Genomic DNA, 15,740 nt, shown 5'->3' with positions numbered 1-15,740 from the left:
CAGCGGCGCGATCCCGGCAGGCAGCCTGAGTTAGGCGCCACCGTGGCACGCGACGCGCGGCCAGGCCGAAGGAAAAACTACAATGAAGCGCATGTTGATCAACGCAACTCAGCGTGAAGAGTTGCGCGTGGCCATCGTCGATGGCCAGACGCTGTACGACCTCGATATCGAGATCCCCTCCCGCGAACAGAAAAAAGCCAACATCTACAAGGGCCGCATCACCCGCGTCGAGCAATCGCTCGAAGCCTGTTTCGTGGACTACGGCGCCGAGCGCCACGGTTTCCTTCCGCTGAAGGAGATCGCCGACCAGTACTTCACGCCCGGCCTCAATCCCAACAAGTCCAGCATCCGCGAGCTGCTCAAGGAAGGCCAGGAGCTGGTCGTCCAGGTCGAGAAGGAGGAGCGCGGCAACAAGGGCGCCGCGCTGACCACCTTCATCAGCCTGGCCGGCCGCTACATGGTGCTGATGCCGAACAACCCGAAGGCCGGCGGCGTCTCGCGCCGGATCGAGGGCGAGGACCGCCAGGCGCTGAAGGAAGCGCTCGATCACCTTACGGTACCCGACGACGTCGGCCTGATCGTGCGTACCGCCGGCATGGGCCGCGACGCCGAAGAGCTGCAGTGGGACCTGGACTATCTTCTGACCCTGTGGCGCTCGATCTCCGAGGCGGCGGCCAAGCAGAGGGCGCCGTTCCTGATCTACCAAGAGTCCAAGCTGTTCATCCGCGCCCTGCGGGACTACCTGCGTGGCGACATCGGCGAGATCCTGATCGACGAGGAGTCGCTCTACAACGACGCGCGCGAGTTCATGCAGCAGGTCATGCCGACCTCCCTGCGCAAGCTCAAGCTGTACAAGGACGACACCCCGCTCTTTTCGCGCTATCAGATCGAGACGCAGATCGAGAGCGCGTTCGACCGCCAGGTGCGCCTGCCGTCGGGCGGCTCGATCGTCATCGACCAGACTGAAGCGCTGACCGCGATCGACATCAACTCATCCAAGGCCACCAAGGGCTCGGACATCGAGGATACGGCGTTCAACACCAACTGCGAGGCGGCGGTCGAGATCGCCCGCCAGTTGCGCATCCGCGACGCCGGCGGCCTGATCGTCATCGACTTCATCGACATGGACAGCCCGCGCCATCAGCGCGAGGTCGAGGAAAAGCTCAAGGATGCGCTCAAGCTCGACCGGGCCCGCGTGCAGGTCGGCCGCATCAGTCGCTTCGGCCTGCTGGAGATGTCGCGCCAGCGCCTGCGCCCGAGCCTGGGCGAAGCGACCCAGATCGTTTGCCCGCGCTGCGAGGGCCACGGCCACATCCGCGGCATCGAATCGCTTGCGCTCTCGACCCTGCGCCTGATCGAAGAGCACGCCATGAAGGACAACACCGGCCAGGTGCTGGTGCAGGCCCCGCCGGCGGTGGCCAACTTCATGCTCAACGAGAAGCGCGCCAGCGTGGTCGAGATCGAGCTGCGCAACAAGGTGCACGTGGTCATCGTCGCCGACGACAAGCTCGAAACGCCGCACATCGAGATCCAGCGCATCCGCGAAGTGGATATGGGCGAGCACAGCAAGCCCAGCTACGAGCGCCTGACCGCGGTCGAGGCCGCGCCGGTGCCGAAGATGGGCCAGACCCTGGGCAGCTCCGAGCAGCCGGCCGTCAGCGGCATCGTGCCCGCCACGCCGGCTCCGGTCCGCGAGGAAGCGCCGGCCCCGGCGGCTGCTGCACCCGCCGCACCGCGCCCGCGCCCGGCAAGCGCGCCCGCGCCACAGGGTGGCGTGATCGCACGTTTGCTTGGCTGGTTCCGTGGCACCGGCGAACCGGCCGCCACAGCGCCTGCCGAACGCAAGCAGCCGGCACAGCCGGCCGGCCGCCAGGGGCGCCGCGACGAGCGTGGCCGCCCGCAGCAGCAAGGCCAGAACGCCCAGCGCACGGCCCGCCGCGAGCAGGGACCATCGCAGCAGCCGAAGGGTGCCTCGGGCAAGAACAACAACCCGCGCCAGCGGGGCAACGAGGCCGGTTCGCGCCAATCCCAACCCCAGCCGCAGCAGGCCAAGGAGCAGCAACCACGCCAGCCCAAGCCCGCGCCGTCGGCTCCCAGCGAGAGCCCGGAGCAGCGCAAGCAGGCGCCCAGGCCGGAACGTGCGCCGCGTCCACCCCAGGAGGAACAGCCTGCCGTAGTGCAGGCTGCCGAACCGGCCAAGGACCTCGAGACACTGGCCGCCATCCAGGCCGAAACCGGCGCGCCCCCAGCGGAGGCCAAGTCCGAAGCCGAAGGCGGCCAGCCCCGTCGTCGCCGTGGCCGCCGCGGTGGCCGTCGCCGTCGTCGCCACGAGGATGGCACGCCGGTCGAAGGCACCGCTTCCGACCAGATCGACGAACTCGACGACGAGGATCGCGAGGGCGCCGAGTCCGATGCCGCGTCGGACAAGGCTGCACCCAGCGCGCCTGTCCCCCCGGCGGCCGTGGCCGTCACGGCAGTTGCACCCTCGAAGGAAGGACAGCTACAGGCCCATTCGACCGACGCGCTGGTCGAGGCCACGCCTGGCGCGTCCGACCTGCCGGAAGCAGTGACCCCCGCTCCGGTGGCAACCGCGTTCAATCTTCCGCCGTTGCCGCCGATTCCCGCAGCCACCGAGGCCGGCCAGGGATCTGCCGCGCCAGCGCCCGCCGCTGCGGAAAATCTGGAACTGACCATCGAGAGGTCCCCGGCTTCGACTCCCACGCCGGCGCCGGTCGATGGATCGCCCGCACCGATCACCACCGCCGACGCCCAGGTTCGATCGGAGGCATCTGCCCCTGCGGACGCGGAGTCGGAACATCCGGCACCGATCGCAGCGCCACTGCCCATGCCCAAGCAGGGCGACCTGCTCACTCAGTCGGCGACCCTGCCCGCTGCCGCCCCGTCCACGGCAGCGGAGCCTGCGCCGCCGAGCGACGAGCATCCACCCAAGGATGCGGCACAAGGCTGACACCAGCCTTCCATGAGCAAAAAAGCCGGACATATGTCCGGCTTTTTTTGTGTTCAGGCAGCGCCGGATTTTGGAACAGAACGCTGGCTGACACACACGACACATCGCTGACTTTCGCGGAAAGAAGCCCGTGCTTACTTACGCAGCTGCAAAAGCTGGTCGCTCCGGCATGGGCCAGGAATGACCGCGCAAAAAGACCTTGGGCGCGACCACCGCCGCGCCCAAGGTTCGTCTTGCAATGGATCATCGCGAGCCGGCAAAGCCGACTCGCTACCGCATTAGCGCGAGAGCGAGACGATCATCCGACCTGGTTGGGTGCGTCGAGCAGCCCATGCACGGTCATCAGGTGAGCCAGGCCGATCACATGCTCCACCTGCAGCTTCTCCATCAGGCGCTGCTTGTAGGTGGAGACCGTCTTGGGACTCAGGCTGAGCTGGTCGCCGATCACCGTCAGCGGCTTGCCGCGGACCAGCATCATGGCCACTTCCAGTTCGCGGCTGGAAAGCGCGTCGAAGGGCGACCCGCTGTTGCCGTCGAGCGTGGCCAGGGCCAACTGCTGCGCGACCGCCGGCGCCAGGTAGCGACGCCCACTGGCCACCTGGCGCACCGCCACCAGCAACTCGTCCGCCGAACAGCCCTTGGTGAGGTAACCCAGTGCGCCCGCGTCGAGCAGCCGCTTGGGAAAGCGCGCGTCGTCGACCACGGTGATGATGATGATGTGCGTGTTGAGCTTGGCGCGGATCACCCGCTCGGTCAGCTCGATGCCGCTCATCCCCGGCATGTGCACATCGACCAGCGCCACGTCAGGCGCCAAGGTGCGGATCAGCCGCAATCCCTCTTCCGCCGTCCCTGCTTCTCCCTTGATGCGTACGTCCGGCTGCTGTTGCAGGATCATGCGGAAGCCGGTGCGTACAAGTTCGTGATCGTCCACGAGCACGATGTTGATCACTGCAAGCCCTCCTTGGGAATAGTGAAGGAAAAGTAGGTGGGCGCTCTGCGCAATGCAAGCACTGCACGCGTCTGAAACAAAAAAACCCGCCATAGGGCGGGTTTCTCCGGAAGGGGTGGAAACGCGTCCGCTTCGATATTGGTGCCAAGGGGGGCAGCGAAAAGCCGTCTACTTCGCGGGCTGCTGGCCCTCACGGTGCAGGCTACCCCCAGATATACCCCCGACGCCGAGTTGCCCACTGCCTGAACCTCTGACGCATTTTATTCGGCATCGCTTGGCACGCTGGGCGCTGGCACTTCAGCTGGCAGATCGAGGCTGGGAGGACCTTCGAACTTCGGCATGTCTGCCTGAAACCCTATGGTGGCGCGCATGCGTATCAGCGCCCTGTCAGAGTGATACACGAGCACTTGTGCGTCATGCCACAAGGAGTCGCGAACTTCTGGATCCTGCGAGAAAGCGGAAGCCATGTGCCGGCCTCGTATCCTAGCCAACATACCGAACACCCGATCTGTTGTGGCTGGCGGCGGTGGTGGCGGTGGCAAGACTGTTATGGACGATTCAATGGACGCGGCAATTTTCCTGCTAAGCCCGATGCTGGCCAGGACATTGACTGCCAACTCTCGAGATATGTTTTCGCTTACCACGTTGAGTTCGGCTGCGGCGCGAAATGTGGCCAGCCGAAGATGCTGCCGGAGGTCAAGCTCTGACTTTTGCCCAGGCGCCAACGTGCGAAGTTCATCGAGCAAGTGTTCCCCGGCCTGGCACAGATCCTGGAACACCGGTTCGAGCTGAACGCAGATCCTGTAATCGGCGAGCGCTTGCTGCACGCGTTGATGGGCGTGCCGATGGCGCCGCTCGGCACCGGCGATCAGCACAGCGACGGCCGCGGCGGCCAGAGAACCTATTCCCGAAATCCAGGAGCCTTGGTCGGCCGCCGTGAGGGAAAGCCACCAGTGCAAGCTCGGCCACGAATGCCCCAGCGGAGCAATCTCCATGCATGAGCCCCCTATCCTGTCAGTGCGCCCATCGTCCGCGCGATTCTCGGCGATCGCAAGACAGGGTGACGGATGGCAGCCTCTGACTTGCGGACAGCCACCCGGATAAACGGCGTAGCTCTGCGCTTTTTTGCCTGTTTCCGTAGTCCTGGCGTTTTTCCGTGGGAGGAAAAAAACCCATGCGTGAGGGAACGGTCGGTTTCCGAGGCCAGACCGGCCGGGACTTTGAATGCCCCCCTGGGCCAGAGGGAAGAAAGCCGCCAGAAGGCGGCTCTCGTCTCAGAAGCTAGGGGGTTGGTATATCTCTACCGCGTTGTGTACGAACACCTTCGAGTGCGGCATTTCGCTCTGATCGAACCATTCGCACGTAAGTGTCGTCGGTCCAACCGCGGTGATTGTCATCGCTGGTCCACCGCTTTTGAGTTGAACCACATCGCCTATCTTGAAGTCGCTCATCCCCTGCTCCTTAGGTCGCCTCGATCGGCGAGCCGAGTCTAGGTCAAGGATAAGCAGGCTTAAAGCAAAGCCGGCCCATGAGGGCCGGCTCTGGCGCGATCGCCAGGTACTGGAAAGAGAACCAGCTCGCGCTGCCGGGGTTGTTGCGGACACTCACCGGCTTGTCCGTTGCCCCAGCACGACCTGGGGCAAGGCTGATGCTTATGCCGGCGGGCGCACGCCTTGAATCACGGCGAAGGCCTGGGCGTACATGGCGGCCACGTCGACGCGGGTGTGGCAGATGAAGCCAACCTCGCCCGTCTCCGCGTAGAGCTCCGTGGCGAGCTGGATGCTCACGCCCTCGCGCATGAAGTACACGAATTGCGAGAAGTCGCCGACGTATACCTCTGCACAGTCGGTCGAGGTGCCAACCGTGAGATCGGTCGGAAGCTGCGAGCTCGTGTAGAAGCTCCAGCCCGAAAGCGCTTCGGGTCGGCGCAGCGGCTGACCGGTCGTGTCCTCGAACAGCGCCATGGTCTCTTCCTCGCGCGGCGACATGATCGCGGCGTTCGGCGCGGGGGCGTTGACTTCCTTGATGATGCGCGAGGCGTTGATGAACTTGGCGTAGTTCGTGAGGATTGCGCCGTTCGTGCCCGAGCTGACCAGGTTGACACCGGTGATGTTGCGCAAGCCGCGGATCTCGGGCGCCGTACCGGTGCCCAGCAGGCCCGCGCGGTCCAGCTCCTTGGCGAAGGCGCTCGCAATGACCGTCCGCAGCGTGGGCTCCAGGTTCGGGCTATCGGCCAGCAGCTCGCGCGAGACCTTGAATCGGAACGCCAGGCTGCGTGGGGTGATGGTGATCGACCGAAAGGCCGGATCGCTCTCGGCCACGTTGCCCGATTCGTTGCGCCACGCCGCCGTCGGGATCGAGTCGACGCCCGCGATGTTGAAGCTCTTCGCTTCGGTGTCCAGGACAGCCACGGCCGCGCCGGCCTTGATGAGCGCAGACGCGGGGGTGAGCGCGCTCAGGATGCCCGGCAGGAGCACCGTGGGGACCGTGTAGCCGCCCGACGTGCTGGTGCCCTCGCTCAGTGTGTTGCGCACCGCTTCCGTGCTGCGCATGTTGGCCACGCCGCGCACGAAGTCGGCGAGGCTGATGCCTTCCGACGGGCCAACGCCCAGGCTGGCGGCGATGCTGTGCTCGTTGCGCAGGACGGAGTTGGTCAGCACCTTGCCGACGCGATGGCCGTCAGAATCACGCAGGTCCGGGCCAGCGCCGGCCGACGCGGTGAAGTTGCCATCCCCGAGATCGAGATCCTGCTCGATCAGGTTCGCGATCGAGGAAAGATAGCTCATTGCGTTCATGCGGGCGTCGTACGTCGCCTGATGCTCCGCACTCCAGCGATCGGCAGGCGCATCCCGCACCAGCTTTTGCGTGGACTCGCGCAGCTCGTTGTGCAACTTGCGCACCTCCGTTCGCTTGGCCAGGAGGGACCGACGATCGTTACCCCACGCTTCGTTGTTGAAGTCAAAGCCGCGGCCAAGCTTGCCGATCTCGGCCCTGGCGTCGATGAGGATGGTTGGATCACAAACCACCTCGCGGTGGTACTGCGGGCCGTTGGCAGCGTTGGGGTTCTTGAACTGGGCGAGGATCTGTTCCGCGCGAGTAGCCTTGGGCATGGGTATCTCCGAATAGGTCGATTCGCTCGGAGTGCGCGCGGGCGCACTGCGAGCTGGTTGTCAGCTCGTCAGCGCGCGCTTGGGCGTGGCCCGTGCCGCGGTGAGGTCGATGCTTGCGAGCCGTGGGCTCGGTGCGTCTCGACAGAACGCGAGGTTCCTTGGCGGTCCCGTGCCGTGGGCTTGGGTGCCGTGGATTGGCGAAGCGTACCGGTGCCAGCGGCAAGGTCAATAGTTTCGTGACGTGCCCTACAGGCGCGCTGCCGGCAGACGTCGCCGCAGTACCTGCGCGGCCGTCCTGGGGCGTCGGAATTGATAGCCATCGCGCGGCCGCACTGTTGGCAGAGAACGCGTACCTGGGCCATCACGCGGACTCCAGGTCGCGCTTCAGCTGCTCGCCGGCTGTCGTGAGGACGTAGCGGCCCTCGTGATTGATGCGCCACAGACCACCCCAAGCGCCTTCGACAGCGTTACGCAGGTGCCGCGGCCAGTTTGCATAGGTCTTCGGGCTCTCTTCGTACTTGCGCGAGAACCATTCCCATGCCAGGCCTAAGAACTCCGTGGGGAGCTGCACGCGATCGGCATAGGTCCGGATGGCGATTGCCTCAGGATGGTCTGCCGGAATGAGTGCCTCTCCCTCGACAATGCTCTCTGCCCACTGCTTGAACGTCAGGCGTTCCTGTTTCCCTTTTCCCTTTGAGGGAGTGAGGGCGGAAGCGCTGCTCTCTTGGTCTATATGGTCAAAGTCCCTATGGTCAAAGTCAGTGGAACGTCGTTCCTCACCTTTTGGAACGACGTTCCGCACCTTTGTGTCGTCAGATTCCATACCTTCGCCCAAAGGTGCGGAATCTGCTTCCTCACCTTTCCGCTTAGGTAGGGAAAGACGTTCCGCACCTTCGGGCAACAAGAGCGTCCACATTGTCCACCGCCAGGCTTGACCCTTGCCCTTCATCATCTGGCGCCGAGCGAAGCCCGCTTCCTCAATGGCCGTGAGCGAGGAACGCACAGACCTCGTGGAGAGCCCTGTGGCGACGGCCAGCGCCTCCCCTGAGGGGTGGCAGCGGGTGCCATCGTGATCGGCGTATAGGCTCAAGCAGAGGGCTACATGCCGCTGCGTTGCAGTGAGCGGACAGCTTGCCGAGCAGATGGCGTTGCGCCAGAGAACCACTACGGCACGCCGCTCACCAGCAGATTGCGCTGAGCGCTGGCGCTGAGCGCGCTCCCTATGCGCTCCTTCGCCGTTCGACTGTATCGCTGGACGCATGCTCACCTCACCCTGCAGCCTGCGTCGATCGCTAGACGTCCGAAGGGATCGGGGGGGTAAGGTTCGGCGCGTTGGTGTTGTACGTGTCACCTCGAAGCCCGCCTGCCCGCGGGCTTCGTCGTGTCTGAAGGGTGGTCATCGCTGAACCTCTCCCTGCCGGAGTTCCACCAGGAGGGCGCGCAAGCCCTCGATGGTGTTGGCCGCGTCCGTCAGGTCGCCACGGCGGAACTGCCCCTCTCGCCAGTCCTTGGCGGTGTTAGACAACCGGCCGGCCGCGTCCGCAAAGTCACGGATGATCGTGAAGGCGTCGCGCGTCATGCCAGCACCTCGTCGTACGGAGTTTTGGGGTTATGGCCAGGCGTGCCGGGACCCACGCCGCTGCTGACGGGCGAGTAGTCCTCGGCATTGATGCCGGCGCTGATGACCGCCGAGCCGACGATCATTCGGCCGTAGAGGAGCGGCACAGGGTTGCCCTGAGCCTGGGTGTTCACCGAGCCGGAGAAGACGTAGCTTGGCTCGTTCGCGGGGCTGTCTTTGCCCTTTCCGCCCTTCGGCAAGGGCGTGAGCAACTGCACGATGCCGCCGGCGACCATGGCCCACCCGGCGGTCATCAGGTAAGGCCCCCACGCGGCGCCACCGTAGGCCTGACCAAAGGGCGTGTACGCACCGATAGCGCCGACGATGACCAACACGGCGCCTACTATCACGCTGACCACTCCGCCGCTCTTGCTGCCCGTGATGATCGGAACGATTCGAATGACGTCGTTGCCCACCGGCTCGTGCAGTTGGTCGACCTTCAGATTTTCTTTGCCGCGGAAGACTGCGAAACGGATCCCATGCCTTTCCGCGCCGTAGAGGTAGGCCGCAGCTCCAGGGAACTGGCTGCATAGGTAGCGCACCGCCTCTGCCGGGGTGTTCGTGTCCAACACCGCTCGATGCAAGCGCCCGAACTTGGAGCCCAGCTCGCCGGCCAATTGGATAGTTTTCATGGTCACCGCGGCGCCTCCGTACGATTGGGGCGCAGGCGTGCGGTCGCCTCGACGCGCGCGGACACCTGCTCAGCAGTGGCCCTGTCATTGCCACTCAGCGTGAGCGCACAGCCGGCGCAGATGCCAATGGTCAGGGAGCCCTCGGGGCCCTGCATGGTCATCACGAAGGGCCGTGCGCGTCGGCTGAACACCAGGCGACAACCGTCGCAGTCGTCGAACTGCATGTTGGAAGGCAACGGCGCGCGCTTCATGCGGCCTCCTGCTTGCCCTGGGCTTCGATCCAGGCGCGCACGTCCTCGGCGCGCCAGGCGGTGACGCGCTCAGAGAGCTTGATGGGCTTGGGGAACTTGCCGGCGTTGACCCAGCGCCAGAGGGTCGAGGGGCTGACGGGAACAATGGATCCGACTAGCTGCGCCTGGCGCACGTAACCGGTGGTGGGAATGTCTGTTTGCATGCGGCCTCACTGCGTGTCTGTGAGGCGCATTGCATGGCGATTCCGTGGAAAGGAAGGAGCTACTTTTCCGACTTTTTGTCAGCCAAGATCATGCGAACGTAGCGTTGACTGGCACCTGCCTTTCGCGCAACGGTGGCAACTCTCGCAGCTTCGCCCCCCGTGTATTCGTCTAGGGCTGTGAGGACGGCGGCGCGCTTGGAACCATTGCCGGAACGGACTTGGCGGCTACTCGTTCCACCCTTCCGGCCTCCTGCGAGAACCTTCTTGCCGATGACGATCGCTTGTTGCTGGCTTAGCGCGCCATACAGACCGTTGGATGACTCCCAACAAGCCTGTGCAGCTTCCAACGCGGCAAGCCGGTACCCTTCCAGATACAGGGCATTGGCGCGGTTGAGGCTTTCGCGCACCCGGTCGAGTTGCCACGGGGACACGACAGACGCCGCTCGGGCAAGAAGGCCTTCGATCTTCGAGAAGCTGATCCCTCGCCGGTGAAGTGCCGACGCGGCAAAGGCGCGATCTACCCACGTCGGGAACTCATCGTCGCAAATCTCGGCGAGGCATTTGTCACAGGCGTGCAATCCAAGCTGTGTTTGAGCTTCCAGTGCCGGCACTAGACAGCCGCAGTAGTCACAAGAGCTTTGACCATCCATGCACGTACCTTGCTGCCCCTCATAGGGAGCCATGGCAACGGGTGAAGGTCTCCCGCTTTCGGCTGGCCGGCCTAGCCGTGGCAGAACGAAACCACTAGATGACGCTCGCCAACTTGAGTGCCAGCAGCGCCAGATCAGCGCCGCCGACGAACTTAGAAATGTCTTCGCCATCATCCGCTTTTCGGATGGTGACGCCTTCCCAGGACGCCTCTAGCTTGCTCCTCCCGTTGGCTACCTTTCCGCCATGCGCGTATGCGTCGCGCAGAAGACGCGCCAGTTCTCCGGCCTCTCCGCCCTTCTTCAGGATCGCCGAGTAATGCATTTCGTACAGGTGCACGAACCCAGGCCATAGCGTCATCTCAAGCCACCGCCTCAGCTCGCTTGGCCAGTTAGCCTGTGCGTTGAGATCCCTTCCCCAGTGGAGCGTGAAAACAAAGCCTGCAATGCGGTTCCCATGCAGCACGTCGTCGACAGAACTATGCGACGGCAGCCGGATCGTGTAGTCAAAACCCACGCATGAAAGATTGATATAGTCGCCGGGGTTCACCGGCACACCATGCAGCGATGAAATGGCCATGCTCATGGCCGTTATTGACAGGCATGTGTGCCAGAAGAAGTCGAACGCAGGGTTTGCTCGGTGAAGAACATAGTGTTCGTCCCCGAACGGCTGCTCCATTGACGTGAGAGAGCCTTCCTTCAGCGCAAGATTCAATGGCTTTCCGCTCATTGCTTGAGGCCCTCGAGGTAGTACGCCCACGCCTGCATCACCCTCCGGCGCTCCTCTTGGTCGACCCCGCATACGCCTGCCACCGTTCGCCGCAGGAACGAGAGCTGACGCGCCTTGGTCCTGGCACGCGTCAGCTCTGAGATCTCGCTACGGGAAAGGCACAGGCTCATGTCTTGAGAGCCTTCCCAGCGAGCCAGCCGTCTACCAGGTCGCGCTCCCGAATGCGCTCAGATACCCAGGCTTCTATCTCCGAATCCACCCACAGGCTGCTGGTGCCCAGTTTGACCGGGCGCGGGAACGTGCCGGAAGTGATGCGCTGATAGATGGCTGTGCGGCCAAGGCCGACGCGGCGTTCAACTTCCCGCAATCGCAAGAGACAGGTAGTCATGCCAGTTTGTCGAACGCGGCAAAAAGCGCCTGTTCGGCGTCATTGATGTTCTCCAGGTTGACGCCCAGCGAAACGAGCCACCGCTTCACGCGGACGAATGAAAGCACCTTGCCGCGTGCGGTCGTGATACGAGGTTTCCCACGTCCCGCCGTCATGACTGAACCTCCCCTTCCCTCCCAGCCTCGGCGCGTGCTTTGGCTTCGGAGCCATACTCCCCAAGGAGCGCATGCGCGCGCCAGTTATCCAGCCAGAGAGCCTCGAGGCTCGACTTGGCTGCACGCAGAATGATCCGCTGCGCCGTGTGCAGATCGTCCACCACGTGGTCCGCCCAACGACCGGCGTCCTCACCCGTGGTCACGTCGGAGATGATCGTGCCGACTCCCAACGCGGCACTCAGCGCAGCATAAGTTGCCTCATATGGGTTGATGTCTCCGTAGTGATCGGTGCTCGCGTGCAGGACTACCTTTACACTTTCGTCTGCCATGATCGTTCACCTGTCGAACGTTTGTGGAAGACGGAACCGGGTGTTACGAGCACCCGGTTCCGTCGCTACTCGGGACTATCCCGATTCTGTATGCCGGCGTCGCATCGTGCGCGACTCAGCCGGCCTTGCTCTTGAAGGCGAGAACCTGTCCACCCGCGCGCAGGTTGTCCAGGTAGTCGGCCCACGCCTGCATCATGCGCGTGCGCTCCTCCAAGTACTGCGCAGCGTGGGTGTAGGCCTCGCGCACCTTGTTGCTTTCGGCGTGCGCGAGCTGGCGCTCGATCGCGTCCGGATTCCAGCCCATCTCGTTGAGCCGCGTCGCCGCCATGCTGCGAAAGCCGTGGCCCGTCATCTCGTCGCCCGAGTAGCCCAGCCGGCGCAGCGCGGCATTCACGGTGTTCTCGCTCATCGGGCGGCTGGCCGTACGCAGGCTCGGGAAGACGTAGCGCACGTAGCCGGTGAAGGCGTGTAGGTCCCGCAGGATGGCAACCGCCTGCGTTGAGAGCGGCACCAAGTGGGCGGCCTTCATCTTCATGCGCTCGGCCGGGATGCGCCACATGCCGCCCTCCAGGTCGATCTCCGCCCATTCGGCTTGCCGCAGCTCCCCTGGCCTGACGAACACCAGCGGGGCGAGCCGCAGGGCCGCATGCGTCGCCGGCTGGCCGCTGAAGCCTTCGATCGCGCGCAGAAGCTCCCCCATCCTGGCCGGATCCGTGATCGCGGCATGGTGGCGGTTCCGCGGCGCCTTCAGCGCGCCGCGCAGGGTGGCCGTGGGATCGGTTTCGGCCTTCCCTTCCAGCACGGCATAGCGGAACACCTGCCCGGCCTTGATCTTCGCGCGCCGGGCGGTTTCCAGCTTGCCGCTTTCCTCGATCTTGCGCAGCGCCACCAGCAGCTCGCGCGGGCTGATCTCGGCGATCGGCCGAGAGCCGATCTCGGGGAACAGGAAGCTCTCCATCAGCCATCGCGTCTTGTTGGCCGTAACCTCGGCCACGTCCTGGCGCTCCATCCACTCCCGCGCGACCGCCTCGAAGGTGTCCGCGGCGACGGCTGCAGCCTCGGCCCTCGCCTGCTTGGCCTCCTTGCGCGCAGCGCTGGGATCGATTCCCTTGGCCAGCAGGCGACGGGCGTCTGTGCAGGCGTCGCGGGCGTCGACCAGGGACACTTCGGGGTATGCGCCTAGCGCCAGCAGCTTCTCCTTGCCCGCGATGCGATATTTCCAGCGCCAGAGCTTGGAGCCGGTGGGGTTCAGCAGCAGGTACACGCCGGCGCCGTCAGCGAGCTTGACCGGTTTGGCGTCGGGTTTGGCCTTGCGGATTGCGACGTCCGAGAGGGGCATGGCTGGGGGTATCCGGGCCGGTTACGGGGTCCAAATACCCCCGATACCCCCACATATACCCCCTGCCCGATTGAGCTTGCAAGGGCCGGGATGAGACGTCAAGGCACAAAAAAACCCGCCAAATAGCGGGTTTCTTTGGTATTTCGGGTCTCAGTGGGACTCTCTGAAACCCTCGATTGGTGCCCAAGGGGGGACTCGAACCCCCACGCCTCTCGGCGCTACCACCTCAAGGTAGTGCGTCTACCAATTCCGCCACCTGGGCAGGTGTGTTGCGTGTTACTTCGTCGAGCCCGCCGGCGCGGGGACATCGGACTTCGCGGGAGCGCCAGTGGCCGGCACGTCGCTGTTCGCCCGGGCCGGCGCCTGCGGCACATCGGTGCCGGCCGGAGACGCGGGCTGCGCATTCTGGGCGGGCGCGGGCTTGTTGGCAAGACCGGACATCACGCCGAGGTCGGACTGCGTCGCCTGCGGCGCGCCGTTGCGACTGAGATAGATGCCCATGCCGAGGCTCAGCACGAAGAACAGCGCCGCGAGCACTGCGGTGGCGCGGGTAAGAAAGCTGGCCGAACCACGCGCACCGAACACCGTTGCCGATGCGCCGCCGCCGAAACCGGAGCCTGCGTCGGCGCCGGCGCCGCGCTGCATCAGGATCAGCACGATCATCGCCGCGGCGATCAGGATGTAAAACACGCTGAAGATGACAAACATTCTTTAGGAATCCGTAGGCGCTTCAGTGCGCCGCGGCGCAGATGCCGAGGAAATCGTCTGCGGTGAGCGAAGCACCGCCGATCAGGCCCCCATCCACGTCCGGCTGCGCGAACAATGCCGCGGCATTCGCCGCCTTGACGCTGCCGCCGTAAAGCAGCCGGGTCAGACGGGCAATCATAACATCTTCCCTTTCCAGTTGGCTACGAATGAACGCGTGCGCCTGCTGCGCCTGTTCGGGCGTGGCGGTGCGTCCGGTGCCGATCGCCCACACCGGTTCGTAGGCGATCACGGCGGTGTAGAACGGCGCAATGCCGGAGATGGCGAGCACGGCATCCAACTGGCGGGCGAGCACCGTTTCGGTCTGCCCTGTATCGCGTTCTTCCAGCGTTTCACCGATGCAAAGGACCGGCGTCAGGCCGGCCGCGCAGGCGGCGGCGAACTTGAGCGCCACCAGTTCGTCGCTTTCGTGGTGATACTGGCGGCGCTCGGAGTGGCCGACCAGCGCCCACTGCGCGCCCACGTCCGCCAGCATCGCTGCCGATACCTCGCCGGTGTAGGCGCCCTGCCCCTGATGTGCACTCACATCCTGGCCACCGAAACCGATGCCGCCGGCGCCGTGGCGCGCGGTGAGCGGAGCCAGATAAGGGAACGGCGGGAACACCAGCACGTCGGCATCGTGCGGACGCTGCGCAGCAATTTCGCCGACCAGCGCGTCGGCCATCGAGCGGCTGCCATGCATTTTCCAGTTGCCGGCGATGAGTTTCCTGCGCATGCGAAGCCACCCGGTCAAAACCGCAAGGATAGCGACCGCCCCGCAGGCCGGCAAACGGCTGCTGGCAGGTGTGCTGCGGCTCGGCCATCATGGCCCGCCCTGCCCTTACGGACGTGCCCATGCCTGCCCACCGCCCACTCAGCCTGGTGACCGGCGCCTCGGCCGGGATCGGCGCTGCCTTCGCGCGGGAGCTGGCCGCGCGTGGTCACGACCTGGTGCTGGTCGCACGCCGTGCCGAGCGCCTGCATGCACTGGCCGGGGAGTTGCGCGAGCGCTACGGTGCCTGCGCGCACGTCATCCCTGCGGACCTGGCCGATCCGGCGTCCCCGCGCCGGCTGGCCGACGAGCTGCAGGCGCAGCGGTTGGCGGTGGACTGGCTGGTCAACAACGCCGGCTACGGCGTGCCGGGCACGTTCGAGGCCAGCCAGTGGCAGGTCCACGCGGATTCGCTCCAGGTGCTGGTCACCGCACCGACCGAACTGGCCTGGCGACTGTTGCCCGGCATGCGTGAGCGTGGTTACGGGCGCATCGTCAACGTGGCCTCGCTGGCCGGCCACGTGCCGGGGTCGGCAGGACATACGCTGTATGCCGCCAGCAAGGCCTTTCTCATCAAGTTCTCCCAATCGCTGGCGCTGGAGAACCGGGATCTTGGCGTGCACGTGTGCGCGCTGTGCCCCGGCTTTACCTGGTCGGAGTTCCACGACGTCACGGGCACCCGCGAGCTGGTCGGCAAGCTGCCGCGCTTCATGTGGCAGGACGCGGAAGCAGTGGTGCGCGAGGGCATCGAGGCGGTCGAACGCGGCGAGGCGGTGCATGTCACCGGGCGCGTGAACCGCGCGATCAAGGCGTTGGCCAAGCTCGCCCCCGACCGGCTTGCCTTATGGTTGTCGGCGCGCGAATCGAAACGCTATCGCCAGCTCGATTGATCGCCGGCATCGCCC

General features: G+C 65.0%; 19 protein-coding genes and 1 tRNA gene. 2 read left to right on the top strand and 18 right to left on the bottom strand.

The annotated features are described in order from the left end of the window. Positions 1-82: 82 nt before the first annotated feature. Entirely contained in the window at positions 83-2,968 is a 2,886-nt protein-coding gene (locus BMZ38_RS07140) for an Rne/Rng family ribonuclease (RefSeq protein WP_091335861.1), read from the top strand. Between the two features lie 298 nt (positions 2,969-3,266). Here the strand turns inward: BMZ38_RS07140 and BMZ38_RS07135 are convergent, their stop codons facing one another. The 18 genes from BMZ38_RS07135 to tpiA form a co-directional block, all read right to left on the bottom strand. Next, positions 3,267-3,917, bottom strand: coding sequence for a response regulator (locus BMZ38_RS07135; protein WP_091335859.1), 651 nt, complete (start codon positions 3,915-3,917; stop codon positions 3,267-3,269). 260 nt (positions 3,918-4,177) lie between these two features. Then, positions 4,178-4,912, bottom strand: a complete 735-nt coding sequence (locus BMZ38_RS07130) for a hypothetical protein (RefSeq protein ID WP_091335858.1) — start codon at positions 4,910-4,912, stop codon at positions 4,178-4,180. 279 nt (positions 4,913-5,191) lie between these two features. After that, the gene (locus tag BMZ38_RS07125) at positions 5,192-5,368 is read right to left on the bottom strand and encodes a YodC family protein (RefSeq protein ID WP_091335856.1); all 177 of its coding nucleotides are present in this window, start codon (positions 5,366-5,368) and stop codon (positions 5,192-5,194) included. A gap of 201 nt (positions 5,369-5,569) precedes the next feature. Further along, positions 5,570-7,027 carry a phage major capsid protein gene (locus BMZ38_RS07120; RefSeq protein ID WP_091335854.1) on the bottom strand — a complete coding sequence of 486 codons (1,458 nt, stop codon included), beginning with the start codon at positions 7,025-7,027 and terminating at the stop codon, positions 5,570-5,572. Between the two features lie 361 nt (positions 7,028-7,388). Next, the gene (locus BMZ38_RS07115) at positions 7,389-8,288 is read right to left on the bottom strand and encodes a helix-turn-helix domain-containing protein (protein WP_342707640.1); all 900 of its coding nucleotides are present in this window, start codon (positions 8,286-8,288) and stop codon (positions 7,389-7,391) included. Between the two features lie 135 nt (positions 8,289-8,423). After that, positions 8,424-8,606, bottom strand: a complete 183-nt coding sequence (locus BMZ38_RS07110) for a hypothetical protein (protein WP_091335850.1) — start codon at positions 8,604-8,606, stop codon at positions 8,424-8,426. Further along, a complete protein-coding gene (locus BMZ38_RS07105) occupies positions 8,603-9,277 on the bottom strand; it encodes a tail assembly protein (protein WP_091335848.1) in 675 nt (224 codons plus the stop codon). The genes BMZ38_RS07110 and BMZ38_RS07105 overlap by 4 nt, the downstream gene beginning before the upstream one ends. A 2-nt stretch (positions 9,278-9,279) precedes the next feature. Next, on the bottom strand, positions 9,280-9,528 hold the full coding sequence (locus tag BMZ38_RS07100; protein WP_091335846.1) for a hypothetical protein: 249 nt from the start codon (positions 9,526-9,528) through the stop codon (positions 9,280-9,282). After that, positions 9,525-9,731 (bottom strand): helix-turn-helix transcriptional regulator, encoded by a 207-nt coding sequence (locus BMZ38_RS07095; RefSeq protein WP_091335844.1) that lies wholly within the window; start codon positions 9,729-9,731, stop codon positions 9,525-9,527. Before BMZ38_RS07095 ends, BMZ38_RS07100 begins: the two co-directional genes overlap by 4 nt. A 59-nt stretch (positions 9,732-9,790) precedes the next feature. Further along, positions 9,791-10,381 (bottom strand): hypothetical protein, encoded by a 591-nt coding sequence (locus tag BMZ38_RS17510; protein WP_139202416.1) that lies wholly within the window; start codon positions 10,379-10,381, stop codon positions 9,791-9,793. 94 nt (positions 10,382-10,475) lie between these two features. Next, positions 10,476-11,093 (bottom strand): hypothetical protein, encoded by a 618-nt coding sequence (locus BMZ38_RS07090; protein WP_175484747.1) that lies wholly within the window; start codon positions 11,091-11,093, stop codon positions 10,476-10,478. Between the two features lie 181 nt (positions 11,094-11,274). After that, complete coding sequence (locus BMZ38_RS07085; RefSeq protein ID WP_091335840.1) at positions 11,275-11,496, bottom strand: helix-turn-helix transcriptional regulator; 222 nt, start codon at positions 11,494-11,496, stop codon at positions 11,275-11,277. After that, entirely contained in the window at positions 11,493-11,651 is a 159-nt protein-coding gene (locus tag BMZ38_RS17740; protein ID WP_175483723.1) for a hypothetical protein, read from the bottom strand. Before BMZ38_RS17740 ends, BMZ38_RS07085 begins: the two co-directional genes overlap by 4 nt. Beyond that, entirely contained in the window at positions 11,648-11,980 is a 333-nt protein-coding gene (locus tag BMZ38_RS07080; RefSeq protein ID WP_091335838.1) for a hypothetical protein, read from the bottom strand. Before BMZ38_RS07080 ends, BMZ38_RS17740 begins: the two co-directional genes overlap by 4 nt. Before the next feature lie 115 nt (positions 11,981-12,095). Then, entirely contained in the window at positions 12,096-13,319 is a 1,224-nt protein-coding gene (locus tag BMZ38_RS07075; RefSeq protein ID WP_091335836.1) for a tyrosine-type recombinase/integrase, read from the bottom strand. Positions 13,320-13,496: 177 nt separating this feature from the next. Continuing rightward, positions 13,497-13,581, bottom strand: a tRNA-Leu gene (locus tag BMZ38_RS07070). Positions 13,582-13,595: 14 nt separating this feature from the next. Continuing rightward, on the bottom strand, positions 13,596-14,027 hold the full coding sequence (gene secG, locus BMZ38_RS07065) for a preprotein translocase subunit SecG (protein ID WP_091335834.1): 432 nt from the start codon (positions 14,025-14,027) through the stop codon (positions 13,596-13,598). 22 nt (positions 14,028-14,049) lie between these two features. Beyond that, the gene (gene tpiA / locus BMZ38_RS07060; protein ID WP_091335832.1) at positions 14,050-14,799 is read right to left on the bottom strand and encodes a triose-phosphate isomerase; all 750 of its coding nucleotides are present in this window, start codon (positions 14,797-14,799) and stop codon (positions 14,050-14,052) included. A gap of 119 nt (positions 14,800-14,918) precedes the next feature. On the opposite strand from tpiA, the gene BMZ38_RS07055 reads away from it, so the two are divergent. After that, on the top strand, positions 14,919-15,725 hold the full coding sequence (locus BMZ38_RS07055; RefSeq protein ID WP_091335830.1) for an SDR family NAD(P)-dependent oxidoreductase: 807 nt from the start codon (positions 14,919-14,921) through the stop codon (positions 15,723-15,725). The last annotated feature ends 15 nt before the right edge of the window (positions 15,726-15,740 follow it).

This window comes from Frateuria terrea, assembly GCF_900115705.1.
Lineage (GTDB): Bacteria > Pseudomonadota > Gammaproteobacteria > Xanthomonadales > Rhodanobacteraceae > Frateuria_A > Frateuria_A terrea.
The sequence above is the reverse complement of the archived record's forward strand: the minus strand, read 5'-3'. Positions and strand labels throughout refer to the sequence as shown.